This window comes from Paludisphaera mucosa, assembly GCF_029589435.1.
Taxonomy (GTDB): domain Bacteria; phylum Planctomycetota; class Planctomycetia; order Isosphaerales; family Isosphaeraceae; genus Paludisphaera; species Paludisphaera mucosa.
On sequence record NZ_JARRAG010000002.1, the window covers coordinates 3,245,731 to 3,272,489 of the forward strand.

At 70.1% G+C, this 26,759-nt stretch carries 21 protein-coding genes; 9 read left to right on the forward strand and 12 right to left on the reverse strand.

The features are described 5' to 3' along the window. On the reverse strand, nucleotides 1–1,083 hold the full coding sequence (locus PZE19_RS22225) for a site-2 protease family protein (protein WP_277862793.1): 1,083 nt from the start codon (nucleotides 1,081–1,083) through the stop codon (nucleotides 1–3). Nucleotides 1,084–1,392: 309 nt separating this feature from the next. Here PZE19_RS22225 and aroB point away from each other — a divergent pair, with 309 nt between their 5' ends. Next, nucleotides 1,393–2,544 carry a 3-dehydroquinate synthase gene (aroB, locus tag PZE19_RS22230; protein WP_277862794.1) on the forward strand — a complete coding sequence of 384 codons (1,152 nt, stop codon included), beginning with the start codon at nucleotides 1,393–1,395 and terminating at the stop codon, nucleotides 2,542–2,544. Between the two features lie 20 nt (nucleotides 2,545–2,564). After that, on the forward strand, nucleotides 2,565–3,689 hold the full coding sequence (gene dprA / locus PZE19_RS22235; protein ID WP_277862795.1) for a DNA-processing protein DprA: 1,125 nt from the start codon (nucleotides 2,565–2,567) through the stop codon (nucleotides 3,687–3,689). Between the two features lie 223 nt (nucleotides 3,690–3,912). On the opposite strand, the gene PZE19_RS22240 is transcribed toward dprA, so the two are convergent. The 3 genes from PZE19_RS22240 to PZE19_RS22250 form a co-directional block, all read right to left on the reverse strand. Further along, nucleotides 3,913–4,779, reverse strand: coding sequence for an alpha/beta hydrolase (locus PZE19_RS22240; RefSeq protein ID WP_277862796.1), 867 nt, complete (start codon nucleotides 4,777–4,779; stop codon nucleotides 3,913–3,915). Between the two features lie 108 nt (nucleotides 4,780–4,887). Further along, the gene (locus tag PZE19_RS22245) at nucleotides 4,888–6,024 is read right to left on the reverse strand and encodes a PP2C family protein-serine/threonine phosphatase (RefSeq protein WP_277862797.1); all 1,137 of its coding nucleotides are present in this window, start codon (nucleotides 6,022–6,024) and stop codon (nucleotides 4,888–4,890) included. Continuing rightward, nucleotides 6,024–7,739, reverse strand: coding sequence for a sensor histidine kinase (locus PZE19_RS22250; RefSeq protein WP_277862798.1), 1,716 nt, complete (start codon nucleotides 7,737–7,739; stop codon nucleotides 6,024–6,026). Before PZE19_RS22250 ends, PZE19_RS22245 begins: the two co-directional genes overlap by 1 nt. A 384-nt stretch (nucleotides 7,740–8,123) precedes the next feature. Here PZE19_RS22250 and PZE19_RS22255 point away from each other — a divergent pair, with 384 nt between their 5' ends. Both PZE19_RS22255 and PZE19_RS22260 read left to right on the forward strand, forming a co-directional pair. Continuing rightward, nucleotides 8,124–9,053: an ABC transporter ATP-binding protein gene (locus PZE19_RS22255; RefSeq protein WP_277862799.1), complete on the forward strand. Its 930-nt coding sequence runs from the start codon at nucleotides 8,124–8,126 to the stop codon at nucleotides 9,051–9,053. Further along, nucleotides 9,053–10,570, forward strand: coding sequence for a hypothetical protein (locus tag PZE19_RS22260; protein ID WP_277862800.1), 1,518 nt, complete (start codon nucleotides 9,053–9,055; stop codon nucleotides 10,568–10,570). The genes PZE19_RS22255 and PZE19_RS22260 overlap by 1 nt, the downstream gene beginning before the upstream one ends. Nucleotides 10,571–10,580: 10 nt before the next feature. Here the strand turns inward: PZE19_RS22260 and PZE19_RS33165 are convergent, their stop codons facing one another. The 3 genes from PZE19_RS33165 to PZE19_RS22275 form a co-directional block, all read right to left on the reverse strand. Then, nucleotides 10,581–11,555, reverse strand: a complete 975-nt coding sequence (locus PZE19_RS33165) for a redoxin domain-containing protein (RefSeq protein ID WP_277862801.1) — start codon at nucleotides 11,553–11,555, stop codon at nucleotides 10,581–10,583. Between the two features lie 237 nt (nucleotides 11,556–11,792). After that, the gene (locus tag PZE19_RS22270; RefSeq protein ID WP_277862802.1) at nucleotides 11,793–13,208 is read right to left on the reverse strand and encodes a glycosyltransferase family 4 protein; all 1,416 of its coding nucleotides are present in this window, start codon (nucleotides 13,206–13,208) and stop codon (nucleotides 11,793–11,795) included. A 148-nt stretch (nucleotides 13,209–13,356) separates the two neighbouring features. Further along, nucleotides 13,357–14,286 (reverse strand): NAD-dependent epimerase/dehydratase family protein, encoded by a 930-nt coding sequence (locus tag PZE19_RS22275; protein ID WP_277862803.1) that lies wholly within the window; start codon nucleotides 14,284–14,286, stop codon nucleotides 13,357–13,359. A 475-nt stretch (nucleotides 14,287–14,761) separates the two neighbouring features. Between PZE19_RS22275 and glmS the strand changes: the two genes are divergently transcribed. Next, complete coding sequence (gene glmS, locus PZE19_RS22280; protein ID WP_277862804.1) at nucleotides 14,762–16,603, forward strand: glutamine--fructose-6-phosphate transaminase (isomerizing); 1,842 nt, start codon at nucleotides 14,762–14,764, stop codon at nucleotides 16,601–16,603. A 241-nt stretch (nucleotides 16,604–16,844) separates the two neighbouring features. Here glmS and PZE19_RS22285 read toward each other — a convergent pair whose 3' ends face one another. From PZE19_RS22285 to PZE19_RS22295, 3 genes are all read right to left on the reverse strand, one after another. After that, entirely contained in the window at nucleotides 16,845–17,300 is a 456-nt protein-coding gene (locus PZE19_RS22285; RefSeq protein ID WP_277862805.1) for a VanZ family protein, read from the reverse strand. A 125-nt stretch (nucleotides 17,301–17,425) separates the two neighbouring features. Beyond that, the gene (locus tag PZE19_RS22290) at nucleotides 17,426–18,085 is read right to left on the reverse strand and encodes a hypothetical protein (protein ID WP_277862806.1); all 660 of its coding nucleotides are present in this window, start codon (nucleotides 18,083–18,085) and stop codon (nucleotides 17,426–17,428) included. A 186-nt stretch (nucleotides 18,086–18,271) separates the two neighbouring features. Further along, the gene (locus PZE19_RS22295; protein ID WP_277862807.1) at nucleotides 18,272–18,877 is read right to left on the reverse strand and encodes an FHA domain-containing protein; all 606 of its coding nucleotides are present in this window, start codon (nucleotides 18,875–18,877) and stop codon (nucleotides 18,272–18,274) included. A gap of 284 nt (nucleotides 18,878–19,161) precedes the next feature. Here PZE19_RS22295 and PZE19_RS22300 point away from each other — a divergent pair, with 284 nt between their 5' ends. Beyond that, on the forward strand, nucleotides 19,162–20,025 hold the full coding sequence (locus tag PZE19_RS22300) for a sugar phosphate isomerase/epimerase family protein (protein WP_277862808.1): 864 nt from the start codon (nucleotides 19,162–19,164) through the stop codon (nucleotides 20,023–20,025). 266 nt (nucleotides 20,026–20,291) lie between these two features. Continuing rightward, nucleotides 20,292–20,963: a class I SAM-dependent methyltransferase gene (locus tag PZE19_RS22305; protein WP_277862809.1), complete on the forward strand. Its 672-nt coding sequence runs from the start codon at nucleotides 20,292–20,294 to the stop codon at nucleotides 20,961–20,963. A gap of 103 nt (nucleotides 20,964–21,066) precedes the next feature. Here the strand turns inward: PZE19_RS22305 and PZE19_RS22310 are convergent, their stop codons facing one another. Beyond that, complete coding sequence (locus PZE19_RS22310; RefSeq protein WP_277862810.1) at nucleotides 21,067–21,468, reverse strand: hypothetical protein; 402 nt, start codon at nucleotides 21,466–21,468, stop codon at nucleotides 21,067–21,069. A 553-nt stretch (nucleotides 21,469–22,021) separates the two neighbouring features. Between PZE19_RS22310 and PZE19_RS22315 the strand changes: the two genes are divergently transcribed. Together PZE19_RS22315 and PZE19_RS22320 are read left to right on the forward strand one after the other, a co-directional pair. Beyond that, on the forward strand, nucleotides 22,022–22,483 hold the full coding sequence (locus tag PZE19_RS22315; RefSeq protein ID WP_277862811.1) for an acyl-CoA thioesterase: 462 nt from the start codon (nucleotides 22,022–22,024) through the stop codon (nucleotides 22,481–22,483). After that, entirely contained in the window at nucleotides 22,480–23,817 is a 1,338-nt protein-coding gene (locus PZE19_RS22320; RefSeq protein ID WP_277862812.1) for an MFS transporter, read from the forward strand. Before PZE19_RS22315 ends, PZE19_RS22320 begins: the two co-directional genes overlap by 4 nt. 9 nt (nucleotides 23,818–23,826) lie before the next feature. Here the strand turns inward: PZE19_RS22320 and PZE19_RS22325 are convergent, their stop codons facing one another. Then, a complete protein-coding gene (locus PZE19_RS22325) occupies nucleotides 23,827–26,574 on the reverse strand; it encodes a right-handed parallel beta-helix repeat-containing protein (protein WP_277862813.1) in 2,748 nt (915 codons plus the stop codon). Between the last annotated feature and the right edge of the window lie 185 nt (nucleotides 26,575–26,759).

Sequence of the window (26,759 nt, forward strand, 5' to 3'; positions counted from 1 at the left end):
TCAATCCTGGGTGTTCTGGCGATTGCGGAAACGGGCGCTCACGCGGACCAGGAAGCGGTGCTCCTCGTCGGTCAGGGCCGACCGGCCCTCGCGATGGAGCTTGTCGAGGATCTCGTCCATCCGACGCTCCTCGGCGACCTCCTGCATGATCCGGCGCTGGCGGCGCTGATCCGACCGCCGCCGCCGCCAGCGCTTGATCGCGCTCTCGCGGTAGGGGCGGACCTTGGCCGCGCTGCTCTCCAGGCTCGTGTAGCCCTCCGAGAAATCGTACCCGAAGACGCCGTCGTCGAAGTATCCCCCGTCCTCCAGCACCCGGGCTTCCGAGCGGACCATCATCTCGATCAGGACCGCCAGGAAGATGATCGTCAGGCCGTCCCAGCGCTGGCCGATCAAAAGCCGGACCATGCCGACGAGGAAGAGGATGGCGGCGGTCGTGCGGGCCGTCCAGGGGGCGACCATGCTGTCGCGGGCCGAGCCGATCGCGGTGTTGGCCAGGAACCACCGGAAGAGCCGGCCGCCGTCGAACGGCAGGGCGGGCAGGAGGTTCGCGAGGAAGATCAGGTAGTTGATGTACCCGAACCAGCCGACCAGCCAGGGGGCGGTCATCGGCGCGGCCTTGACGGTGCCGTTGATCCAGGGCGCGCCGGCGTCGAGATCCTTGCCGAGCGGGTGCCAGGCGAACTGGGCGTCCCAGGCGAAGCCGAGGATCGCCGCGACCAGCAGCGCGAGCGTGCCGCTGACGAACGGGCCGGCGACCACGACCAGCATGTAGTTGGTGTTCCGGGACTGGGTCGTGGGGCCGACCAGGTTCCCGAGCGGCCAGAGGTGGACGTCCTCCTGCTCGCAATCGACGAGGCGCGCGACCAGGGCGTGGGCCGCCTCGTGGAGCGCCAGGGCGAGCAGGAACAGGGCGGACCAGGCGAAGGCCTGGCCCACGTGGAAGGCCATCGAGCCCCGCGAGGCCTCCAGCGGGGCGGTGACGAGCAGCGATGCGACGAAGACGATCAGCGAGATGTGGACCCTGACCGTCGTCCCGAACCACCGCCCCAGATGAATCGGCGACCACGTCAGCAGATCGCTCATGTGCGGGGTGCTCGAAAGGGAGTGCCGTCTTGCGGTTTGCGGGCCGTCGAGCCAATCCAACTTTAGCAACCGGGTCAAGCAGCGTCGAGGCCGCCGACCGGCTCGTCCTGAACGCAAACTTCGATCGCCGGGCTCTTTAGTCCGCCGTGCATCGTCCATGCCGAGGCCGGCGAAACCGGAGGACGTCCGGGACACGGCGAAATCCCGGCATCGGCCCCGTCGCCCGGCGATGCGACGCCGAGCTATGGTACACTGGACGAGGCCGGGATCGCCGGCCGAAATTCCAGTCTGAAGGACCGGGCCGACGCCATGCCACGCTCTCTCGAGGACGCCCCCACGACCGTTCCGGTTCGGCTGGGCGAGCGTTCCTACGACATCGCGGTCGCCGATGGCGGCTGGGACGCCCTCCCCGCCTTCCTCAAGCCCGCGCTCGAACGCTCCTGGGCCGGCCGCGGCTGCCTCAAGGCGCTGATCCTGACCGACGACCACGTCGCGAAGCTCCCCTACCCCGGATTGGTTGCTCGCGCCCTGGGATCGCTCGGGATCGAGGCGACGACCTCGGTCGTGCCGCACGGCGAGGCGAGCAAGGGGCTGGCGACGGCCGCCGGCCTCTACGAGGAGCTGGTCGCGACGGCCGCCGACCGTCACACGCTGGTGGTCGCGGTGGGCGGCGGGGTGATCGGCGACCTCGGCGGGTTCGTGGCGGCGACCTTCGCGCGCGGGCTGCCGCTGCTGATGGTGCCGACGACGCTGCTCGCCCAGGTCGACAGCTCGGTCGGCGGCAAGGTCGGGGTCAACCTGCCGAAGGTCAAGAACATCGTCGGCTCGTTCCACCAGCCGATCGCCGTCTGGATCGACGTCGCCTCGCTGAACGACCTCCCCGACCGCGAGCTGCGCTGCGGGCTGGCCGAAGTGGTCAAGTACGGGGTCATCCTCGACGCCGCGTTCTTCGACTCGCTGGAAGCCGACGCCGAGGCGATCCTGGGCCGCCGGCCCGAGAGCCTGCGGCGGATCGTCGCCCGGAGCTGCGAGCTGAAGGCCGACGTGGTCTCGAAGGACGAGCGCGAGGAGACCGGCCTGCGGGCCGTGCTCAACTTCGGCCACACGATCGGCCACGCCGTCGAGGCGACGGCCGGCTACGGCGGCGCGTTCCAGCACGGGGAGGCCGTGGCCGTGGGCATGGTCGCCGAGAGCCGCCTGGCCGAGCGTCTGGGTTGGGTCGGCCGCGACTTCACGACCCGGCTGACCCGCCTTCTCGACCGCTTCGGCCTGCCGACCTCGATCGCCGGCCTGGACCCCGGCCCGCTGCTCGAGTCCATGGCCCGCGACAAGAAGAACCAGGGGGGACGGATCCGCCTGGTCCTCCCCCGGCGGATGGGCCACGTCGAGCTGACCGACGCGGCCGAGACGGCCGACCTGAAGAACCTGCTCGACGACCTCTGTGGACCGGCCCCCCTGTGAACGGCCCCGAGGACGATCCCGTGGAACCGACCCCGGGCGACGCGGCCCTCCGCGACATGCTCGCCCTGATGCTGACGTCCGGCATCGGCCCACTCACCAGCCGGGCGCTGCTGGACCACTTCGGGACGCCCGCCAAGGTCCTCGACGCGCCGGCGTCGCAGCTTCGCGACGTCCCCGGGATCGGCCCCAAGCTGGCCGACCGGATCAAGCACGCGCGGATCGACAACGACCCCGACCGCGAGCTGGACGAGTGCCGCCGCCACGGCGTATCGCTCATCGCCCGCGGCGACGACCGCTACCCGCCGCCGCTCGACGAGATCCCCGACCCCCCCGCTCTGCTCTATGTGAAGGGGACGATGGAGGCCCGCGACCAGCTCGCCATCGCGGTCGTCGGCTCCCGGCGCTGCACCCCCTACGGGATGCGTACGGCCGAGCGGCTGGCGACCTCGCTGGCCCGCACCGGCTTCACGATCGTCTCGGGCCTGGCCCGTGGCATCGACGCCGCCGCGCACCGAGGGGCGCTCAAGGCCGGCGGCCGGACGATCGCCGTGCTCGGCAACGGCCTCTCGGCCATCTACCCCCCCGAGCACGAGGAGCTGGCCGCCGAGATCGTCGCCGGCCACGGCGTTTTGATGAGCGAGCTGCCGATGACCCAGGGGCCGCTCGCCGGCCTCTTCCCGCAACGCAACCGCGTCATCTCGGGCCTCTGCCTGGGCGTCATCGTGGTCGAGGCCGCGCCCCGGAGCGGGTCGCTGTCGACGGCCCATCACGCGATGGAGCAGAACCGCGAAGTCTTCGCAGTCCCCGGCCCGGTCGACAGCCTGGCCAGCCGGGGCTGCCACCGCCTGATCCGCGACGGCGCCCGCCTCGTCGAGACGGTCGACGACGTGATGGAGGAACTCGGCCCGCTCGTCCGCGAGATCCGCCGCGCCCCCGACGAGCCGGCCGTCCGCCACCCCGCCGAACTCGTCCTGACCGACCAGGAGCGCTCGCTCCTCGGCCACCTCGACGACTCCCCCAATGGCGTCGACGTCCTCATCGGCCTCACCGGCCTGACCGCGTCGCAGGTCATGGCCACGCTGAGCGTCCTGGAGCTGAAGCGGATGGTCCGCCGGCTGCCCGGGCACCAGTTCGTCCGAGCGTGAGCCCTCCCGAATGCCACCATAACGGCCTTCCCCCCTCGCGGGGGAAGGTGGCCCGAAGGGCCGGATGAGGGGGAGACGAGCACGAGGACCGTCGCTTCAACATCCGACCTGCCGGCGGATTCCGAAGGGGCCTCGCGCGTCTTCCCCCTCATCCGACCCCTGCGGGGTCTGCCTTCCCCCGCGAGGGGGGAAGGCCGTGGATCGCCCCGATTTCGAGCGCCGTTCAGCCGTAGTGCGAACCGCCCAGCCGCGGGGCCAGCCAGCGGACGACGTCGTCGAGGACGCGCTCGCGGCCCAGCTCGTTGAAGGGCTCGTGGGTCATGCTCGGGTAGAGCATGAGGGTCTTGTCTTCGATCGGGACGTCGTCGAAGAAGGCTCGCACCGACGCGGGGTCGACGATCGAATCGTCGCCGCCGACGATCGTCAGCAGCGGCGTCCGGAATTCGCCGGCCCGTCGCAGGAGCAGCTCGCCGCCGTCGATCATGCCGAAGTAGAAGGGCGGGTTGATGCGGTTGTGCCGCAGGACGTCCCGCCGGTACGCCTCCTGGACGGTCGGATGGCGGTTCTTGCCGTGCGAGTCGCTCATCGCGGGGAGGGTGGCCCACGGCGCCAGCCGCAGCAGCAGGCGGCCGAACGCGACCTTCAGCCGCGACACCCGGAGGGTCAGGCGGATCGAAGGGTTGGAGACGACCACGCCCGCGAGCCCGTCGCCGTGGTCGAGCGCGTACCGCAGCGCCACCTGGCCGCCGTTGGAGTGGCCGAGCAGGAACAGGGGGACGTGCGCGAAGTGCAGGCGGGCCCAGGAGGCCACCGCGTCCAGGTCGTCGATCAGGTCCTCGTAGCGGCGGACCACGCCGCGACGTCCCGGGCTGCGGCCGTGGCCGTGGAAGTCGTGGGCGACGACGTCGAGGTTCAGCTCGGAGCCCAGGTGCTCGGCGAGGTGCGTGTAGAGGCCGCCGTGCTCGCCGAAGCCGTGGGAGACGACCACCACGCCTTCGGGCCGGCGGCGCCGCCACCATCGCCCCCTGAGCCGTCGGCCCCCGGGTGCGGTCACGGTCAATTCGGAGAGTCGCTGGCCGACGGCGGTCATCCTTGGCCTGGGCTCCTTGGGGGCGGGGGTCGACGCGGGGAAGGCCCCGGGCCGTGAAGTTTAATGAGGGCCGCGAATCCGATCGAGGTCAATTCGGACGCCGACCGGTCAGGCGTCGTCGCGGTCGAGGGTCAGCACGGTGACGTCGTCGTCGAACGCCGAGCCCCCGGCGAACGTCCGCACGGCGTCGAGCAGGGCGTCGAGCCGGGCCGCGCCGCGAAGCTCGGGCCGGCGGAAGACCTGCAGCATCCGTTCGAACCCGAACATCCCCCGCGGCGACCGCGCCTCGGTCACGCCGTCGGTGTAGAGCAGCAGGGAGCCGCCGGCCGCGAACGGGGCCGCGAGCTGCTCGCAGGGGAAGTCGCAGAGGGCCGACGAGAGGATCGGGCCGGTCGAGTGCAGCGAGCGCAGGCCGCCGGACGGGTCGCGGATGAACGCCTCGGGATGCCCCGCGTTGACGTAGATCAGCTCGTCGCGGTCGGGGTGGATGCGCACGCAGCAGAGGGTGACGAAGCGGCCGGGGTCGAAGTCGCGGATCCCCTCGCGGATCCGCTCGACGACCTTGCAGGGCTCGAAGTCGTCGACGTGCGAGGCGCGGAAGCCCGCCTTGACGACGCCCGTGACCATCGCCGCCGAGGTGCCGTGGCCGGCGACGTCGGCGATCAACAACGAGACGCCGCCGCCCCGGGTCTCGGCGTAGTCGTAGATGTCGCCGGCCAGCTCGTTCGACGCCTGGCATCGGGCCGCGATGGCGAGCCCCCGGGCGGAGTACGCCGGCGGCGGCAGCAGGCTGAGCTGGAACTGCCGGGCCTCCTCCAGCTCGCGGCCCACGCGGTCGAGGAACCGCTCGCGCTCCTCGCGGAGCCGGCGGAGTTCGAGGCAGCGGTTGACCAGGGCGAGCATCACCCGGCGGTCGAAGGGCTTCTGGATGAAGTAGTACGCCCCCTCGTCGATCGCCCGCAGCAGGTTCTCGTCGGGCTCCTCGACGTTGCCGGTCATGAGGATGACGTCGAGGTCGGGCTGGTCGCGCTTGAGCGCGCGCATCAGGTCGAAGCCGTTCATCTCGGGCATCCGGACGTCGACGATGGCCAGGTCGAACGACTCCTCGCGGGCCGTCGCGATCGCCGTCGGGCCGCTCGTGGCGGCGACGACGCGGTTCTGGCGGCGGGCGAGGATCCGCGACACCGCGCGGAGGACCCCTTCGTCGTCGTCGACCACCAGGATCGAGGCGTCTCGCGTCTCCATCAGAAATCCTCCCGGCCGCCGTCGATGGGGAAACTGACCTTCACCCGCGTCCCCTGCCCCAGGGTGCTGCGGATGTCGAAAAGGCCTCGGAGCTGCGCCGCGATCGAGCGGCAGATGGCGATGCCCAGGCCGTGGCCGTTCCGCTTGGTCGTGAAGAACGGCTCCTGGAGCTTGGCGAGGTCCTCGGGCGCTATGCCGGAGCCGGTGTCCTCGACCTCCAGCACCAGCCAGCCGCCGTCCTCGCGGGCCCGGATCGTCAGCCCGTCGCCCGGTCCGGTCGCGTCGCGGGCGTTGCTGATCAGGTTCAGCAGGAGCTGTTCGACGTCGGCCTGGACGGCGAACAGCCGCGGCAGGTCGGGCGAGACGTCGACCGCCAGGATCACGCCCCGCCGCTCCAGGCCCTCGCGGAAGATCACCAGCGCCGAGTCCACCGCCTGCCGGATCGACACGTCGCTGGGGTTCCGGACGGAGCCCCGCGCGAAGTTGAGCATGCCGCCGAAGATCCGCCGGCAGACCCGGATCGAACGCTCGACCTGCAGCAGGTCGCCCGCGGCCAGCTCGGGGTCGAAGGCGTCGGTCTCCAGGTCGTCGAGGAGCTGCTGCACCAGCGGCAGGACCGCGCCCAGGGCGTTGTTGACGTCGTGCGCCACGCCCCGCGCCAGGTCGGCCATGGCGTGCTTGCGCTCGGCGTCGATCATCCGCCTTTCCAGCGACTCGGTCCGTCGCGCGTTCTGCAGCGAGACGGCCGCCTGGGGGAGGAACTGCGAGATCAGGTCGACCTCGTACTGGCAGAACGAGCCGGGGTGGATCGAGGCCACCTTGAGCACCCCGAGCAGGCCCGTCCGGGTGATCAGCGAGGCGCAGAGGATGGCCCCCTCGGGCGGGGCGAAGGCGCCGCGGCGGGGGAGGCGGTCGTAGTCGAGCAGCTCGGCGAGCGTCGACGAGCCGCCGCCGGTCCAGTCGGCCCAGCCGGTGCCGTCGCGGTCGAAGCCCAGGACGACCGGCTGCGCCAGCACCTCCTGGAGCGACGACTTGAGCGGGAACTTGCGGCCGACGTTCTCGCCCTTGGCCTTGCGCCAGGCGATCTGCTCGGCGACGACTTCCAGCACGCCGAGCTCGGCGTCGTGGATCAGGAGGGCCGCCGAGTGGTCGTACGAGATCAGCGAGCGGATGCCGTGCAGGACCTCGTACGACAGGTGCTTGGGGTGGCTCTGTTCGAGCACCTTGCGGTCGACCCGGGCCCGGACCTCGCGGATCCGCTGCAGGTCGGCCTGGTCGATCAGCTCGTTGGCCAGGCCGCCGATCGTCGAGAAGGCCTGGCGGGCGTCCCAGAAGTAGTCCGCATCGGGGGACCGGAGGGCGAGCGCGCCCCACATCCGGCCGTGGCGGCGGATCCGGGCGAGCATCACGTCGTGCGGGACGGCGACCTTCTCGCCCCGGAGGAACCCCGCCAGCAGCCGGCGGTCCCACGGGACGTCCTCGGGCGTCCGCTGGACGATCCGCGCCTCCGCCGCCCCGGTGTGGAGCGCGGCGACGCAGCCCTCGCTCGCGGCGAAGAGGTCCATGCCGAGCCGCAGGGCCCCCCGCAGGATCTTCTCCGGGTCGCGGCCGTCGCGATACTGGATGCGGAACCGCCAGAGATGATCGGTCAGGTCGGCCCACCCGCCGCCGGCGGCGGAATCGGGGTCGGGCGACCCGTCGCCTTCTGGTTTCAAGAGCCCTCCCGTCCCCAGGAGCTTCCCCGACGCGAACCCTCCCGGAAGTGAAGACGTCGGAAGAGATTCGGACCCGCGCCCCCTGAATCATGGCTCGCGGAACGCGCATTGTCCACGCCTTCGCGATTCTCCACGCACGCCGCGGGCAGAGGCCGGGACCCGCGCGAGGCGGCTGCACCTGAGGTTGCTCGAGCCGTCTGGGAGACGCCGCGAGGGCTGGAAGCGACTCGTCCACCCCTTCCAAGCCCCGTTCGCGCTCTCCGGGCAATATCGGCCGGCGACGTCCGAAATGTAATCGGACGGTCGGTATTTCCTTGAAGGGTGCGAGCATGCCTCGCACAATCGTACGGTCTCCGACGAACGTCGATCCGGCGAGGATGAAGGATGCTCTCGATACGCGACCTGCGCGTCGATTACGACGAATTCTGCGCGGTGCACGACCTCTCGCTGGAGGTCGGGCCGGGCGAGGTCTGCGGCCTGATCGGCCCCAACGGGGCGGGCAAGACGACGACGATGCGGACCATCCTGGGGCTGATCGAGCCGACCTACGGCGAGGTCAAGATCCTGGGCACGAGCATCCACGAGGACCACGAGCTGGTCGGCCGCGCCGTGGGCTTCATGCCCGACTTCCCGCCCGTGTACGACGACCTGAAGGTCTGGGAGTTCCTCGACCTGTTCGCGGCCAGCTACCGCATCCCGCGATCGCGGCGGGCGGCGATCGTCGACCGTCACCTGGAGATGGTCGGCCTCACCGAGAAGCGGGACGCGGGCGTCACCGGGCTGTCGCGGGGGATGCGGCAGCGGATGATGCTCGCCAAGACGCTGATCCCCGACCCGGCCGTCCTGCTGCTCGACGAGCCGGCCAGCGGCGTCGACCCCCAGGGGCGGATCGACCTCAAGAACATCCTCAAGCAGGTGTCGGCCGAGGGCAAGGCGGTCCTGATCTCGTCGCACATCCTGGCCGAGATGAACGAGTTCTGCACGTCGGTCGCGATCATGGAGCGGGGCCGCCTGGTCGTGGCCGGCCGGCTCGACGAGGTCAACCGGCGGATCATGGGCGACACGTCGCTCTCGGTCGAGGTCCTCGCGGGCGTCAACGACTTCCTGCGGATCGTCGCCGAGGACGAGCACGCCAGCCCGGTCGAGCCCCGGGCCGGGAACGTCTACGAATTCCGCTTCCGCGGGGGCGCCGAGGAGGCCGGCGACCTGCTGGCGAAGCTCGTCGGCGGGGGCGTCCGGGTGGCCTCGTTCTCGCGGCGGAAGGACAACCTGGAAGAGCTGTTCCTGAAGGTCGGCGCGAAGGAGCTGTCGTGATGTTCCGCGAGTGGCTGGACAACCCGATCTTCGTCAAGCACGTCCGCTCGCGTCTGCGATCGCAGGCGCTGGCGTCCTCGATCGCCGTCACGGTGCTGATCTGCCTTTGCATCATGTACGGGACGTATCTCTCGGGCGTGTTCGGCTCGGGCGACGGCTTCACGGCCCTGCTGGTGCTGCAGTTCATCCTGCTGGGGGTCATGGGTTCGACGCAGGTGGGGGCCTCGGTGGGGAACGCCCGGGCCTCGGGGATCCTCGACTTCCATCGCGTCTCGCCCCAGAGCCCGCTGGAGCTGGCGTGCGGCTTCCTGTTCGGCGCCCCGGTGCGGGAATACCTGCTGGCGGCCCTGACCATCCCGTTCATGATCTTCTGCATCTGGATGGGCACGCTCGATTTCCGGGCCCTGCTCCAGGCCGAGATCCTCATGCTGTTCACGGCCTGGACGCTGCACGCGATCTCACTGCTGGGCGGGCTGGCGATGAAGGGTGCGGTGACGGGGCAGAATGCGCTGGGCTTCACCGTCGTCATCGGCGTCTTCGTGGTCGGGCCGCTGTTCGGGTCGTTCCGCTACCTGAACGGCCTGCTCAACGGCGAGGTGCACATGGATTTCTTCCGGCTGTCGCTGCCGTGGCTGGCGTTCGTGCTGCTGCACCTGATCGCCGTGCTCTTCTTCTTCATGCTCGCGGCGACGCGGAAGATGGGCTCGGAGCGCCTCCACGGGCTCACCAAGCCCCAGGCCATGGCGGCGATGGCGACGATCGGCCTGCTCGCGGTCGGCGGCATGACCAACTGGTCGGGCGACGGCACGATCCACCTGATCGGCCTGTACATCCTGACGGTCGCGGGCCTGCTCCTGGTCGGGCTGACGACGCCGACGCTGGCGGAGTACGACAAGGGCCTGCGGCGGACGCGGAAGCTGGGGATCCCCCGCCTGTCGGCCTGGAGCGACGCCGCGCCCAATCGGCCGACGGTGGCGGCGATCTGCGGCATACTCCTGGTCGCGGGCACTCTCTTGGGCTTCGGGGTCGTCGACGGCTCGATGCGGTCCGGAGTCCCCACCGCCGCCGGGTTCCCGATGGCCGTCGCCGACGGCGTGCTGATCGTGGCCTATTTCGGCCTGTCGTACCAGTATTTCCTGCTCCGGTTCGGCCGCCGGTCTTCGAACTTCTTCGGCCTCTTCCTGTTCGTGGCCTGGGCGCTCCCGCTGGTGCTGGGCGTCATCACGATCGTCTCGATCGGCCCGAGGATGGGCGACTCGCGACCGGCCATGATCTTCTCGGCGACGCCCATCGTCGGCATCGCGGCGGCGACGGGCGTCTTCCAGAACGAGGCCGGATCGGGGCCGGTCATGGTGACGATCACGCTCGCGCTGCTCTTCACCTTCGTCTTCGCCCGGCTCTACGGCACGGCCGTGCGCCGGGCCCGGCTGGCCGTCGAGCACTCCGACGTCGCTCCGACCAAGCTCGAGCCCGAGGCGATCGACGTCGAGGTCGAGCCGGCCGCCTCGCCCGGCTGAGCGTGCGTCGTCAGCCCTTGGCCTTGATCAGCTTCGAGAGGACCTCTTCGAGCGCCCCGCCGCGCAGGTCCAGGCGGATGATCGTCCCCTGGGGGTCGATGAGGTAGGTGGCGGGGATCGAACTGACGCCGAAGGCCTCGACGCAGTCGACGCCGGCGGTGGTGTTGTGGAGCTGGACCCAGGGGATCTTCCGGGCCTTGACGAAGTCGACGACGGCCGTGCGGGTGTCGTCCAGGCTGACGCTGACGATCTCCAGGCCCGCGCCGTGGTATTTCTTGTAGGCGTCCTGGAGTCGCGGCAGCTCGACGATGTTGGGCGTGCACCAGGTCGCCCAGAAGTCGACCAGCACGAACTTGCCGCGGAGGTCGCCCAGCCGGACGGTCTTGCCTTCGAGGTCCTGCGCCTCGAGCGCCGGCGCCGGCTTGCCCACGCGGGCGAAGCGGCCCAGTTCGGTCTCGGCCTTCTGCTTGAGCGCCGCGCTGTCGGGGAACTTCGCGGCGAGCGACTGGTAGACCTGGGCGGCGACGTCGATCTCGCCGGCGGCGACGGCGGCGGTGGCGAAGGTCTCGGAGAAGCTGGCGGCGAACTCCTCCTGGTCGGCCATGGTCAGGCCCTGCAACAGCTCCTTGTAGCGGGCCAGGGCGTCCGGGAACCGCTTCGCCTTGGCCCGCGCCATGACGGTGATCACCTGCGCGAGCGAGCGGACGGGCCCCTCGGGCTCGTCCTTGAGGTACCGCTCGGCGGCCTCCTGGTTCTCGGCGAACCAGTCGTGCTCGATCGCCTTGTTGAAGAGCGCCGCGTAGGCCTGGTCGCGGTCCTCGGCCTTGGGGTTGCGGATCAGGTACTCGCCCAGCTCGCGGACGAGCGAGCGGTCGTGGCGGTTCTGGATCTCGGCGACGCTCTCGGGCGCGGCCGCCGGCTGCGCCGGCAGGTCGGCGGCCACCGCGACGAACAGGGTCAGGGCGAGCAGGCTTCGAGATTCCACGACTCGTTCCTCCCGGAAAGATTTCGGCTGGTTTCCAACGTCTGGCCACTACGTCCAGGAGGCTGTCCCCCCCCCTTCTCCCGCCGGGAGAAGGTGGCCGGTACGGCCGGATGAGGGTCGCGGCGTTTCGCGGATTCCTTCGCAAGCCGCACTCCCTCCGAACTCCGACGACCCTCATCCGCCGCTGCGCGGCACCTTCTCCCGGCGGGAGAAGGGGGAGATGAGGCGGGCTCGTGTTCAGGCGATGTCCATGGCGCCGACCCTGGTCGCGACGGGGATCCGGCGCGGGGCGGGGGCGACGAGGCCGCGGGCGAGTTCGAACCACTGGAAGCAGCAGGGCCCCATCTCGTGCGAGGCGAGGAACGCCTGCCGGCCCTTCTCGCCCATCTGCCGGGCCAGGTTGCGGTCGGCTCGGAGGCGTTGCAGGGCCGCGACGACGCCGTCGGCGTCGCCGAACGGGACCGCGAAGCCGCCTCCCGAACGGCGGATCAGGTCGGCCGACTCGCAATGGGCCGGGCCGACGAAGAGCGCGGGGCGGGCCGCCGCCATGATCCCGTAGAGCTTGCCGGGCACGACGATCCCCGTCATCTCGGGCCGCATCGAGATCAGGTGGACGTCGGCCGTCGAGAGCGACAGGTGCAGGTCTTCGCGAGGGACGTAGTCGAGGATCCGGACGTTGTCCAGGCCGTCGCGCTCCTTGGCCGCCTTCACCTCGGCGAGCCTCGGGCCGCCGCCCACGAACAGGAAGACGACGTCGGCCTGCTCGCGAAGCGCCTTCGCCGCGGCGAGGAACTCGTCGAACGTGTGGGCCAGGCCCAGGTTGCCCGAGTACATGCAGACCAGCTCGTCGCCGAACCCCAGCTTCTTCCGCAGGCCGTTGGTCGCCTGCGGGACGGGGTAGACCTCGTCCTTGCGGCTCCAGACGGGGATCGTGACGATGCGGTCGGGCCGGACCTTCTTCATCAGGATCCGGTCGGCCATGTACGGCCCCAGCACCACCACGCGGTCGGCCTGACGCAGCACGGCGTCGCTCAGCCAGGCCAGCGAGCGGACGATCGGGTTCTTCGGCGACATCCGTTTCAGCGCCAGGCTGGCGTCGGGATGCAGGTCCATGCTCCAGCAGACGTGCGTCGAGCCCTTCAACCGCCGCAGGATCGCGCCGACCAGGCCGATGATCGGCGGAGTGGTCAGGGTCACGACGACGTCGGGACGGGGCAGGCGGAGGGCCTTGACGAACGCGCGGGCGTAGAAGCTCAGGTAGTCGGTCATCCGGCTGAGCGTGCTCTTGCGGCCCAGCGAGGTCGCCTTCACGCGATGGATGTGGACGCCCTTGCGGACCTCCTCGGCGGGGGGCGTGGGCTCGCCGGGCTGGTAGCGGCCCTGGGCGCAGAGCACGTGGCATTCGAAGCCGCGTGCGGCCAGCGACTCGGCCAGGTCGGTCAGGTGCTGGGCCGTGGAGGCGTGGTCGGGCCAGTAGTACTGGTTGATGAAGAGGAGCCGCTTGCCGGGCTCGACCCGGGCCGCAGCGGGCTCGGCGCCGTACGAGGGCCGATCGTCGGCGAAGAGGTGCGGGGCAGGCAGGGCCGCCGCCGGCCGCGCCGGCTCGGGGCCCCCGCGAAACCAGAGCTTCCGGTTCACCATGAGGTCGTCCACCCTGGACCGTCGCGGCCCGCCAAGAAGTTGAAATTCGGGGGTGTGAGGCGAATGGAGACCCGCCGCGCCGGGGGGAGGGAGGGATCCCGGCCCGGGCGGCGAAGGGCTCGGGGGGCGCTGATGCGGCGGCCCCCCGTCGGACCGAGGATCAGACGTTCGCGAACGGGTTCTGGAACGAGATCAGCTGGGCCGCGCGGACCAGCTCGGCGATGCCGCGGTCCAGGTCGGTCGTGGTTTCGAAGCCCTTGGCCCGGATCTTCTCGTAAGAGACCTCGTAGTTGCGCTGGTCGGCGTCGCTGCCGACCTCGGCGAAGTGGAGGTAGAAGTCGGTGTGCTCGAGGATCTTGCGGGCCACGTCTTCCTTGGTGAAGTTCATGCTCTCGTGGCCGACGTTGTAGACGTCGTCCTTGACCTCGTTCCAGCGCTCCAGGGCGAAGATGAACGAGCGGGCCATGTCGCGGACGTGGACGAAGGTCCGCTTGAAGCCGCCCTCGTACACGATGAGGTTGCGGTTCTTGACGGCCTGGTAGGTGAAGTCGTTGGGCATCAGGTCGAGCCGCATGCGGTTGCTGACGCCGAAGGCGGTCGCGAACCGGTAGGCGATCCCGTTGCCGGCGTTGAGGACCATCTCCTCGGCCGCGCCCTTGGTCTCGCCGTAGAGCGTGATCGGGGCCCGGGGGGTGTCCTCGTTGCAGACGTAGTCGGGGATCGAGCCGTAGATGGAGCCGGTGGAGGCGAACAGGAACCGGGTGTCCTTGCTGCGGGCGGCCAGCAGGTTGCGGGTGCCCTCGACGTTGATCGCCTGGGCGAGCTGGGGCTCCTTCTTGCAGGCGGGATAGCCGACGATGGCCGCCAGGTGGATGATCGCGTCGACGCCGTCGACGGCCTTCTTGACCGCGGCGGGGTCGCAGACGTCGCCCTGGTGCAGCTCGAAGAAGCGGTTCTGGCAGCAGGGGAGCAGGCCCTGGCCGCTGAAGCGGAGGTTGTCGAAGACCCGGACCCGGTGGCCCTGTTCGAGGAGCATCGGGACCAACGTGGAGCCGACGTAGCCGGCTCCGCCGGTGACGAGGATTCGCATGGCAGGTTCCATCCTTGGTGAAGTCGTGACGCGTCTGGGACGTCGTCGATCGAGCGTGCGTCAGTTGACGGGTAGCACGGCCGACAAGGTGAGACGGGCTCTCAACGTCGCGATGCGTTGCGATGCGCGCCAGGCCCCCGTCCTTGTGGGCTCGTCCATGGGTTGCGAAACAGCGTCCTACTGCGGAACGGGCGGCGAGCTTCGAGACGGCCCCCGACCACCCTGCGGGCCTCCGTGAGAGGGCCGCTCGGGAGAGGGAGCCGGTCGCCCCGGTCCGTCGGCGAGAGTATCGGCCGGGCCGCCTTCGATGTCAACCGCACTTTCGACGGCCGACTTGAGGAATTTCCGAGAAAACCGGCCGCGAATTCGATCGCGTTGACGGATCGGGCGCGGGCCGGGTAGGTATGGTTCGAGCGGACGGCGTCCGGGCCGGGGCCGTCGAGGACCGTCGCAACGCAACGGGGAGGCGTCGCCTATGTGCGGGATCGTCGGCTACACGGGTTCCAAGGAGGCCGGCCCGATCCTCGTCGCGGGGCTGCGGCGGCTCGAATACCGCGGATACGACAGCGCGGGCGTCGCGGCCGTCGAGGACGGCTCGATCGAGGTCCGCAAGCAGGCCGGGCGGGTGCAGATTTTGGAGGAGCTGCTCCGCCAGCAGCCGGTCCGGGCCTCGAACGGGATCAGCCACACGCGCTGGGCCACCCACGGCCCGGCCAACGACGTCAACGCCCACCCCCACGTCGGCGGCCGCGGCGGCAAGCGTTCGGTCGCCGTGGTGCACAACGGGGTCGTCGAGAACCACGCGACGCTCCGCCGCGAGCTGGAGGCCGAGGGATTCGTCTTCCGGAGCCAGACCGACACCGAGGTCGTCGCCCATCTGACGGCCCGCGAGCTGGAACGCGGCGACGACCCCCTCGACGCCCTGCTCCGCGTCCTGCCGCGCCTCGAAGGGACCTACGGCCTGGCGATGGTGACGGCCGAACGCCCCGGCGAGCTGCTGGGGGCGCGGTTGGGGAGCCCGCTGGTCGTCGGCGTGGGCGACGACGAGCACTTCCTGGCCAGCGACCCGGTCGCGATCGCGGCCCACACCGCGAGCGTGGCCTACCTGCAAGACGGCGAGGTCGTCCGCCTGACCCCGAAGGACTTCGAGATCCGCCATCGCGAGCGCGGGCCGATCACGCCCCGGATCGACCGGATCGACTGGAAGCCCGACGCCGTCGAGATGGGGGGCCACGCCCACTACATGCTGAAGGAGATCCGCGAGCAGCCCGACACCGTGCTCAACGCCTGCCGCGGCCGGCTGGTCCGCGAGGAGGGCTCCTCGCGCCTGGGCGGGTTGAACATGACGGCCCGCCAGCTCCGCCGCGTGCGCCGGGTGGTCTTCGCCGCCTGCGGCACGAGCTGGCACGCGGCGCTGGTGGGCGAGTACCTGATCGAGCGGCTGGCCCACCTGCCGGTGGAGGTCGAGTACGCCAGCGAGTTCCGCTACCGCAACGCCCCGCTCGACGACCGCACGCTGGTCTTCGTGCTGAGCCAGTCGGGCGAGACGGCCGACACGCTGGGGGCGCTCCGCGAGGCCAAGCGCCGCGGGCAGCCGACCCTGGCGATCGTCAACACGGTCGGCAGCACCATAGCCCGCGAGGCCGACGGCGGCGTCTACCTGCACGCCGGCCTCGAGGTCGGCGTCGCCAGCACCAAGGCCTTCTCGGCGCAGGTCGCCGTACTGACCCTCCTGGCCCTGCACCTGGGCCGCCTGCGCGGGCTCTCGTTCTCCGAGGGGACGGCGGTCCTGAAGGCGCTCGAGGCCGTCCCCTCGCTGATCGGCGAGGCGCTAAAGGCCGAGCCGGCGATCGAGGCCGCCGCCGAGCGCGTCGCCCAGGCGCGGAGCGTCCTGTACCTCGGCCGCGACATCCACTTCCCGGTCGCGCTCGAAGGGGCGCTCAAGCTCAAGGAGATCAGCTATATCCACGCCGAGGGCTATCCCACGGCCGAGATGAAGCACGGCCCGATCGCCCTGATCGACGTCCATACGCCGTCGGTCTTCGTCGCCCCGCGCGGCCCCTTGCACGCCAAGACCCTAAGCAACATCGAGGAGGTCCGCGCCCGCCGGGGCCCGGTCGTGAGTGTGGGCCTCGCCGACGACGACGAGCTGACGCGCCTCTCCGACCACGTCCTCCCCATCCCCGACGCCCCCGACGTCGTCCAGCCCTTGCTCGCCGTCGTCCCCCTCCAGCTCCTCGCCTACCACGTCGCCCGCATCAAGGGTTGCGACATCGACAAGCCGAGGAACCTCGCCAAGAGCGTGACCGTCGAATAACGCGCGGGGCGTCGACGAGCGTCCTTCTCCCCCTCGTGGGAGAAGGTGTCCGGTGGCCGGATGAGGGGCTCATCAGCCGACCCAGGCCTTCCGCATTTCACGACGCTGCGCCGGCCTCGAAGTTCGCCGGCCCAGTGGGCATCCCCTCGTCCGGCTCTTTCGGGCAACCTTCCCCCACGAGGGGGAGAAGGACGATTCGCCTCGCCCCGTCGTCTACGACCGAGGAGTGCGAAGTCCCCCTTCACCCGGGCTCGCCGGTGTGCCGCCGCTGCCTGAAGGAGGCCGTAAGCGCGGCCAGCGTCGCTCCCGAGACGTCGATCGCGACGTCGGTCCACGTCCCGCCGCGACCCGGGACGAACGTTTGATGGTACTCGTCCGAGATCGCGAAAAGGACGCAAAAGGCCAGCGCGATCGGGATGCGGCGTGAGGATCGCTGGCATCGGAGGGCGTCGAGCGTCGCCTTGGCGAGCAGGAACAGGATGGCGAACTCGGCCGCGTGCCAGCCCTTGACGACGGCGAACCAGCCGAGGCCCCAGAACACCCGGAAGCGCCGCATCGATTCGGCGTCGGGTAGGATGTGAGCGGCGATCCACGCGAAGAAATCGTGCGGCATCACGACCGTGCAGGACGTGCCGAAGATGAGGCCGGCCCACGCGGCGGCGGCCAGGATCGGCGGCCATTTCGATCGTGTTCTCACCCGGGCCTCGATCGATGTGGGCGTCCGGCCTGGCCTCTCGCATGCCGGAAAACGACGCGGGCGCCGGCGGCCGAATTCGGCCCGCCGACGCCCGCGATTCGATCAATCAACGGCTCGAACGGCGATCAACGGCCGGGGCCGCGACCTTCCATCTTGATCTCGAAGGGGCTGCCGAGGAGCTTGGCGTACTCGGCCTTCTGGTCGGCGGTGAGCTTGGCTTCGATCTTGGCGACCGTGGCCTTGCGGTGGTCGCGCATCTTGGCCATCATCGCCTCGCGGTCGCCGCCGCCGCCGCCCGCCTGGAACAGCTCTCGCATCTCGGTGTTCGAGGTCGAGACGATGGAGTCGATGGCCGACTTCTGCTCGCTCGTGATGCTGAGCTTCTTCTGGAGGTCTTCGGTCTCGAACGCGGCCGGGCCGGCGACCTGGTAGCGGATCTCGTGGAGCCGCGCGACCTGCTCGGGCTTCAGGACCTCGGCGGCCGCCTTGATGGCGTGGCCGTCGACTTCCTTCGACAGCTCGCGCATCTTGGCCATGCGCTCCTGGCCTTCGAGGCCTTCGGTGCCCGAGCGGTACTTCTCGCGGGCCTTCTCGGCGATGTCGCCGAGCTTGGACTTCTGCGAGTCGTCCAGCTTCAGCTCCTCCTGGACGCTGGCGTTCGAGAGCAGCATGGCCACGCCCATGCCGCGCCCCATGCCGCCTCCGCCGCGCTGCTGGGCCGAGGCCGGGGCCGTCATCAGGGCGGCCAGGCCCAGGGCCATGAGGGACTTGCTCAGAGTCGTCATCGCGTTCGTCTCCCGTACAAGGTGTGGATGCGTCGCCGTACGATCCGGGACCGTCTTGCGCCGACACGGCCGGCGCGGGGGGGAAGCTCAGGAGTCGGGATCGCCGGGGCCGCGCCCTTCTTGATTAAGGCGTCGTCTCCGGCTCGAAGGCCCGACTTTCCCCGCCGTCGGCCCCCGAAAAGCGGATTATTCGGGCTTCTTGACGACCTCGTCCTCGATCAGCTTGAGGAAGTCGTCGTCGTCCTCGGCCTTCTTCGTCGGCCGGGGAGCGGGCTTCGACTTGAAGTGCTTGGGGACGGTGTCGTCGAACTCGCCCTCGTCGACCGAGAGCCGCTCGATCGCCGCGGGGGCCGTCCTGGGGCGGCTGACGCGCACGGCCTTGTCGTCGGTGTCCAGGCCCGCCAATTCCATCAACGAGTGCCGCTTGCGCTCGTCCTGCACGTTCTCGTCGAGCGTCTCGTGGCTGGAGATCAGCGACTCGGGGCCGCTGGGGACGTAGTCGATCGTGAAGAGGTGGCCGGCGAACCCCAGCTCGTCCTCGGGCATGACCGAGTGGGGGCTGCTGAGCCGCGAGCCGTTGACGCTCGTGCCGTTGGTGCTCCCCATGTCGCGGACGTGCCACAGGCCGTTCAACATCGTCAGGACGGCGTGCTTGCCCGACACGTTCTCGAAGTCGAGGCGGATGTCGCAGGCCGGCCGACGACCGACCACGATCTCGGTCTTGACCAGGGGGATCGGGTCGCCGCCCCCGACGGGGAGCAGGGTCCCGTAGGTCTCGCGCGTCGGTCCCATCGTTCCTCCTCGACTTGAAAGCCCTCGCAAGGCGTCCGTCGTCAATTCGGGATCATAACCCAGCCCGGGAGGCGTCACAAGCGGCCCGCGAAATGCCCGCTCCCGCCCCGCCGGAGCGGTTGCGGCCGCCGCGCCCGGGGAAACTCGAACGGCCGAGTAGTCCCTGGCGACGGGTCCGGGGGTGGGTTAGCCTCGCATGGCGGAGGGCGCGTGCGGCGGGGAGTCCCGTCCCGGCCCCCCGGGCGGCGCGACCGCCCGGCGAACTCAAGCCATGGGACCACACGATGACGACGCGACGCGACGCGAATCTCTCCCGACGCGGGCTCCTGGGCGGCGGCCTGGCGGCGCTCGGCGCGCTGGCCGTCGGCCGGCCGCTGCGTGCGGGGGGGATCGGGGCCGCCTTCGCCAAGGCGCCCTTCCGGCTCGGCCTCCAGAGCTACTCGCTGCGGGGCTACAAGGTCGACGGCAAGTCGAGCCTGGAGAAGGCCCTGGCGGTCTCGAACGCCCTGGAGATCCGCAACTGGGAGGTCTACCCCGGCCACATCCCGATCACCGCCGACGCCGACGTCATCCGCAAGACCCAGGACGAGCTGAAGAAGGCCCAGGTCGACGTGGTGGGCTACGGCGTCATCCCCTTCAAGAAGGGCGACCCGAACAACCGCAAGCCGTTCGAATTCGCCAAGGCCATGGGCATCGAATACCTCTCGGCCGACCCCGACCCGGACAGCTTCGACGAGCTGGACAAACTGGTCGAGGAGTTCGGCATCGGCGTGGGCATCCACAACCACGGCCCGGGCCACCGCTACGACCTGATCGACGTCATCGCCAAGGCGATCAAGGACCACAGCCCCAAGATCGGCTGCTGCATCGACGCCGGCCACTTCCTCCGCTCCAAAGAAGACCCCGTCCGCGCCGCCGAGGTCTTCGGCAAGCGCGTGTTCGGCGTCCACCTGAAGGACGTCAAGGACGCCACGACCTTCACCATCCTGGGCAAGGGCGACCTGAACTACCCGGGCCTGTTCAAGGTCCTCGCCGCCAACGACTACACCGGGCTGGTCGCCCTGGAGTACGAGGAGAACGAGGAGAACCCGGCCGACGACATCCGCGTCTGCCTGGAAGAGGCCCTCAAGGCCCTCGAACCCAACTGAGAGGCCGTATTACAAAGTCCTCCGCGCCGCCGAACGACGGCCTTCCCCCCTCGCGGGGGAAGGTGGCCCGAAGGGACGGATGAGGGAGTGACGAGCACGGATGCCGTCACTCCAACATCCGACCTGCCGGTGGATTCCCACGCGGCTTCACGCGGGCTCCCCCTCATCCGACCCCTGCGGGGTCTGCCTTCCCCCGCGAGGGGGGAAGGCGTCGGGAGGCCTGATCTTCGCCGCTGATCGCGGCCCTCGACTGAAGGAATCCGCCGATGATCCCGCGCGTCCTCGAGCCCGAGTCCATGGACGGCCCCGAAGAAGTCGCGCAGTACGACGCGATGGATCATCGGGCGGTCAACGACCGCTTCGTCGCCGACTTCCTCGCCGCCCACGGCCCCTGCCGCGGCGGCGAGGTCCTCGACGTCGGCACCGGCACCGCCCGCATCCCGATCGCCCTGGCCCTCGCCGACCCGGCGGCGCGGGTCGTCGGCTTCGACCTCGCCCCGGCCATGATCGAACGCGCCGAGCGGAACGTCGCCGAGGCCGGCCTGTCCGACCGCATCCGATTCGTCCTCGGCGACGCCAAGGCCCCGACCGCTCTGGGCGAGGCCCGCTACGAGGGCGTCGTCTCGAACACGATCATCCACCACATCCCCGACCCCCTGCCCGCCTTCGCGGCCATGGTCGATCGCCTCGCCCCCGGCGGCACGCTCCTGATCCGCGACCTCGCCCGCCCCGACGACCAGGCGCAGCTCGCCGGCCTCGTCGAACAGTACGCCGGCGATGAGTCCCCTGAGGCCCGCGAACTCTTCCGAGCCTCGCTCCACGCCGCGCTCACCGTCCCGGAGATCGCCCGCCTCGCCGCCCAGGTCGGCCTCCCCGCCGACTGCGTCGCGATGACCTCCGACCGCCACTGGACGCTGGCCTGGCGGCGTCCAGGCTGAACGCAGGGATGGGTATGATCGAGGAATCGCGGAGGCCGCGGCCGGACTCGCCACGATGCTGGGTTTCTTTTCCGACTCTCCGGTCGAGCCCTGATGAGTGCCGCTACCCGCCATCCCAGATGCGGAGGAAAGGGCCCTCGGGGCGTGGCTCGCTCTCGATGACCAGGCGTCGAAATCCCGTCGCGCCGGATCGGCCGAGGAGGAAGAGGTCCCCGTCGTGGAACCCCCAGGCCATGCGGATCTCGGATTCAAGCCCCATCCCCTCGAACGCCTCGGCGAGGACGATGCCGCTATAGCCCAGGAAGAGGCTGTATTCCGCGAATTCCGAGAGCCTCCTCCATATCGGCCGCTCGTAGATCGCCTTCATCTCGTGCAGGCCGCGAATTAGATGCGGCTCGCCGTACCACTCGCACCCCATCGTCCAGTTGAGATCGAAGCCCTCGGCATCGCAATTCGACGTGGCGGCGATCTCGACGTTGCCGCCGCGACCGTCGCTCGTGTCCATGGTGCTCAGTCCCAGGAAAAGGCCGCGGATCGGATCGGGCCCTCCCGAGGCCGTCGACTGGCCTTGAAGCCAGGCGCGGGCCTCCTCGACGTCCCTCGCCGGATCGACCCGGTCGAATTTGTCCCAGAGGCGGCTCGGCCGAGATCGCCGACACAGCCCAAGGAGACGCTTCCACCCCAGGGTCGCGTCAGGGGCGTCGCGGACAAGCTCGAGGATGGAACCGACGGGTGGATCGCTCAAGATTTGGCGCCGTCCAGGCCGATCGCGACTACGGAAGAGGGACCTCGAGCCGGACTGTGACCGAAGTCGTCGTGCGGACGACGATCGTGGGGTCGTTCAGCCTTATTCGCCGGGAGAGGAGTGGAAGATACCCCGTGGCCCGGGGTCCGATCCACATCATTCCGCCGTCAAGTCCCAAGGAAGTTCCACCATTCTGCGAGGCGATGGCGGCCCGATGCGTCCGCGCGTCGACGCCGCGCGGGTCCGCGGTTATCATCGGAGGCTCGAAACGAGCCGGAGGCCGGGCCGAGGGCATGAGGGGCGTCGGATCGAGATGAGCACGCCGGACGAGATGGAGCCACTCCTCGCGGACTACCGCGTGGTGATCGAGCAGCCCGTGCAGTGGGGCGAGCAGGACCTGTTCGGGCACGTCAACCACGTCCACTACTTCCGCTGGTACGAGTCGTCGCGGATCGCCTACGCGGAGCGAGTCGGCCTGATGCACCTCCACCGGGCCGAGCGGATCGGGCCGATCCTGGCCTCGATCGCGAACGACTACCGCCGGCAGCTGACATTCCCCGACACGGTCCACGTCGGCGTCCGCGTCACGCGGATCGGCGTGGCCAGCATCTCGCTCGAACATAAGATCTTCAGCCGATCCCAGCAGGCCCTCGCCGCCGAGGGGACCTCGACGCTGGTGATCTTCGACTACACCTACCAGCGGCCGACGCGAGTCCCCGAGACGATCCGCAAGGCCATCGAAGAGATGGAAGGCCGGGAGTTCCCCCGATCATGAGCGACACGCCGACCGCCCCCGAGCCGACGCCGACCGAGGCCCCGGCCTCGTCCCGCCTCGTCCGCCACCAGTTCGCGACCGTCGCGCTGCTGGCGGCCGGCTATACCGGCTACTACTTCTGCCGGTCGAACTTCCCGGTGTGCAGCCCGATGATCCAGGAGGAGCTGGCCACGCGGGGGATGACCCTCGACCAGGCGAAGCTGGGGCTGGGCTCGATCATCACGCTGGGCGCGCTGGCGTACTCGGCGGGCAAGTTCCTGGGCGGCGGGATCACCGACCGACTGGGCGGGAGCCGGATCTTCCTGGCGGGGATGCTGGGCTCGATCCTCTGCACGATCGCCTTCACGTTCGGCGGCTCGCTGCCGTTCTTCACGATCGCGGCCGTGGGCAACCGGTTCATGCAGTCGCTGGGCTGGGTGGGGGTGGTGCGGGTCGTCTCGCGATGGTTCCCGCACCGCAAGTTCGGCACCGTGATGGGCTTCGTCAGCCTGAGCTACCTGTTCGGCGACGCGCTCTCGCGCAAGTTCATGAAGATCCTGCTCGACTGGGACTTCTCGTGGCGCGGGGTGTACTTCGCGACGGCCGGCGTGCTGGGCGTGATGTTCGTGGTGAACCTGTTCCTGCTCCGCGAGAGCCCGGCCGACGTCGGCGAGCCCGAGCCCCAGGCCAATCCCGACAACCTCTTCGGCGCGGAGGGTTCGAAGGCCGAGGCGCGGGGGCTCTGGGACGTGGTCGGCCCACTGCTCCGGAGCCGGGTCTTCGTCTACGCCTGCATGCTCTCGATCGGGCTGACTCTGCTCCGCGAGACCTTCCAGAACTGGACGCCGATCTACTTCACCGAGGACCTGCACCTGACCGCCGCGGAGGCCGCCGACAAGAGCGCCTGGTTCCCGTTCTTCGGCGGGATCTCGGTGCTGCTGGTCGGCTTCCTCAGCGACAAGCTGGGCCGGGGCGGGCGGGCGCTCGTGATCGTGGTCGGGCTGCTGGCGGCGGCGGTCGCCCTGATGTTCCTGGCGATGAGGGTCCCTCACGGGACGGCGTTCGGGCCCGAGGCCGTCGTGGCCCTGATCGGCTTCCTGCTCGTCGGGCCCTACTCGTTCCTGGCGGGGGCCGTGGCGCTCGACTTCGGGGGCAAGAAGGGCGCGGCGGCGGCGGCCGGGATCATCGACGGCGTCAGCTACATCGGCGCGATGCTCTCCGGCCTGGTCATGGCCCAGATCTCCGTCAAGTTCGGCTGGTCGGGCGCCTTCGCCGTTCTGGCGTTCGTCGCGCTCGCGACCGGGGGCGTCGCTCTGACGTTCTACCTGGACCAGCGGCGGCGACTCTCGATCTGACTCCGGGGCTCATTCGCCCGCCTCGGGCGTCCGCACCGGATGCTCGCGCGCGCCGGGGGCTTCGACGATCGGCCACGACGCCCGCAGGTCGTCCTTGTACGGCCCGATCTTCTCGACGGGGATCGGCTTGAAGCCGAGCTGGAACGCCGGCGAGCCGGGCTTGAGCCGGTAGTCGTCGTGCGCGGGGTCGACGAACTGGGGGTCGGCGACGACCGAGTGGGCGTCCATCCCCAGCGACCGCCACGAGGCCCATTCGTCGAGCGTCTCGACCTCGTGCAGCGAGACCTTGCGGACCAGCAGCGCCCCCTCGTGGTCGGGGAAGTCGACCCGGACGCGGAAGTCCTTCATCGCCGCGTGATACCCCGACTGGCCGGGGCCGGGGATGGTGAAGACGAACTCGACGTCCTTCCAGTCGGTCCCGACCTTCGTCTCGTTCGGGTAGTTCGCCCAGAAGAAGGCGCCGGCCTCGTAGCCCTGGAGCATCACCTGGGCGCGGGCGTCGGGCCTGGTCGCCTTGAACGAGGCGCGGAGGCGATAGCTGCTCCCCGGCTTGGCCCGGAAGAGACGGCTGGCGACGATCGGATAATTGTCCCGCGGCTTCGATTCGTCGAAGGCCGCCTCGATCCGGATCGCCGGCTCGCCGCCGTCGCGCACGAGGCCCGCGTGCGAGGTCGGCGTGTGGATCTGCCACTCCCACTCGGCGGGGAGCTTGCCCTCCTCGCCGCGCGCGAAATCGGCGTTGGGGACCAGCTCGTCGGAGATCTCGGGGCCCGGCTTGCGCTCGCCCGTCTTGATCGGCAGGCCGTGGTGCCAGACGAGGTTCGAGTCGAAGACGTTGTGGTCGAACGGGACGTCGTTGGTGCGCACGAGCGCGGCGTCGGGGCCGGCGTACGAGATGATGTTGCGCACGAAGACGTCGCCGGTCATGATCTGGCCGTTGGGCAGCGGGGCGTCCTGCGGCCGGGTCGACATCCCCCGCATGTTCTTCCAGGCCGGGTTGCCGATGACCTTCGCATACCCTTCGAGCATCGTCTTGAGGTGGTCCCTCCAGTACGAGTGCTTGACCGTCCAGCCCGAGTACTCGAACTGCTGCTGGCCGTTCTCGGCGAAGACGTTGTTCTCGATCAGGTTGTCGCGACCGTTGTGCAGGTGCAGTCCGGCGCGGGAGCATCGGTAGACGATGTTGCCGATCACGTCGACGCCGCCGGTGTTGTCGTCCAGGTAGACGCCCCAGGCGAAGTGGGGCGATTCCCACCGTCCCTGGGCGTCCTTGCCGAACCCGAGCATGTCGTGCATCAGGTTGTAGCGGATGACCGTCCCGCGGGACGAGATCCAGTCCCGCCCGCCGGTGTAGACCGCGCCGGTGTCCTCGGTCTCCAGGTTCATGTGGCGGATGTGGTTGTATTCGAGGACGAGGTTGTTGCCGCTGAACAGGATGCCCATGCGGGGCCCGTCGTGGATCAGGTTGTGCGAGGCGACGTTGCCCACCCCTTCCATCGAGACGCCGACGCCGTGCTTGTACAAAACGCCGACGTGGTGGAGGTAGTTGTTCTCCGCCCGGTTGTCGGCCGAGGTCAGCGACACCCGGTCGCCGCCGCTCAGGAAGATCCCGTGCGAGCCGACGTCGTACACGTCGTTGCCGACGATCCGGTTGTGCGAGCCTTCGAGCACGCCGATCGCGGCGTGGTTGTAGTCGCCGACGCCCCGCACCGTGCAGGCGGCGACGGTGCAGGATTCGACCTTGTCCAGCAGGATCGCCTCGCCCGTGCAGGCTTCGAGCGTGAGGCCCCGGAACGTCACGTGCGACGCGCCGTCGACGACGTGGATGAGCGTCGAGACCACCGGCGCGGCGACGACGTGAGCCGCATCGATCGGGGCCGGCGGCCAGAGGTAGAGCACGCCGGCCTCGCGGTCGACGTACCACTCGCCGGGCGCGTCGAGGTCCTCGCGGCCGCCGCGGAAGTAATAGCGGTCGCCGGGGCGGATCGGGTACGAGGCGTCGGCCGTGAGCGTGACCAGCCGCTTCTCGCGGTCGACCGAGCGCACCGGGACGATGTTGTTCCACCAGTTGAAGCGGGGGAAGACGAAGACCTCGACCTCCTCGGGCTTCTTCCAGTCGCGGGCGTCCTTCGCCTTGTAGCTCAGCGTGTTGCGGACCTCGCCGGGGACGTCCTCGTACATCGGCAGCGGCTTGCCGTCGGCGAAGGCCCAGCCGCCGCCGTAGGGGTTGTCGGCCACGGCGTTCGGGTAGCGGGCCAGCGGCAGCCGCGCGCCGGCGAAGAACAGCTCGCGGAAGGTGAAGTCCGTGAACCCCTGCTTCTTGAGGTCGGCCTTGAGCACCTCCCCCTCGTGCGGGACGAACCCGCGGATGGACCGCCCGCCCCGGATGACGGCCTTCTCGCCGGGCGCGGCGCGGTAGACGATCGGGGCCCGGGCGGTCCCGCCGTCGTCTTTCGAGAGCTGGAAGGTCCGGCTCAGCGCGTACTCGCCGGCCCGCACGACGATCTCGACGCCGTCGCGGGCCTCGGGGCTGGTCTTGAGCGTGCGGACGACGTCGCGGGCCTTTTCGAGCGTCGCCAGCGGGCCGTCGCCCCCGCCCGACCTGGGCTCGGCCAGCCTCCCCGACCAGGCGTCGTCGCCCCTGTTGGAGACGTAGACTTTCAGCGGCTCGGCCTGCAGCCGCCCCGCGACGAGCCACAGCCCGAGGACCGCCAGCGACCGCACGACCACGCGACGCACCCGATACGCACCGACCATCGCAACACCTCTCGATCCGGGAAGGAGACCCGCCCGGACAGTAACGCGCGCCGGGGCCCCCCGATAGGCGCCCGCGGCCTCGGGGCCCCGCGGGCCGTCGGCCCGAGCCGTCGCGAGGAGGTCTGGAATCGGGCCCGGCCGACGCCTTATCATCGCGTTTCGACGGGGGCCGCCGGCCCGCGCAG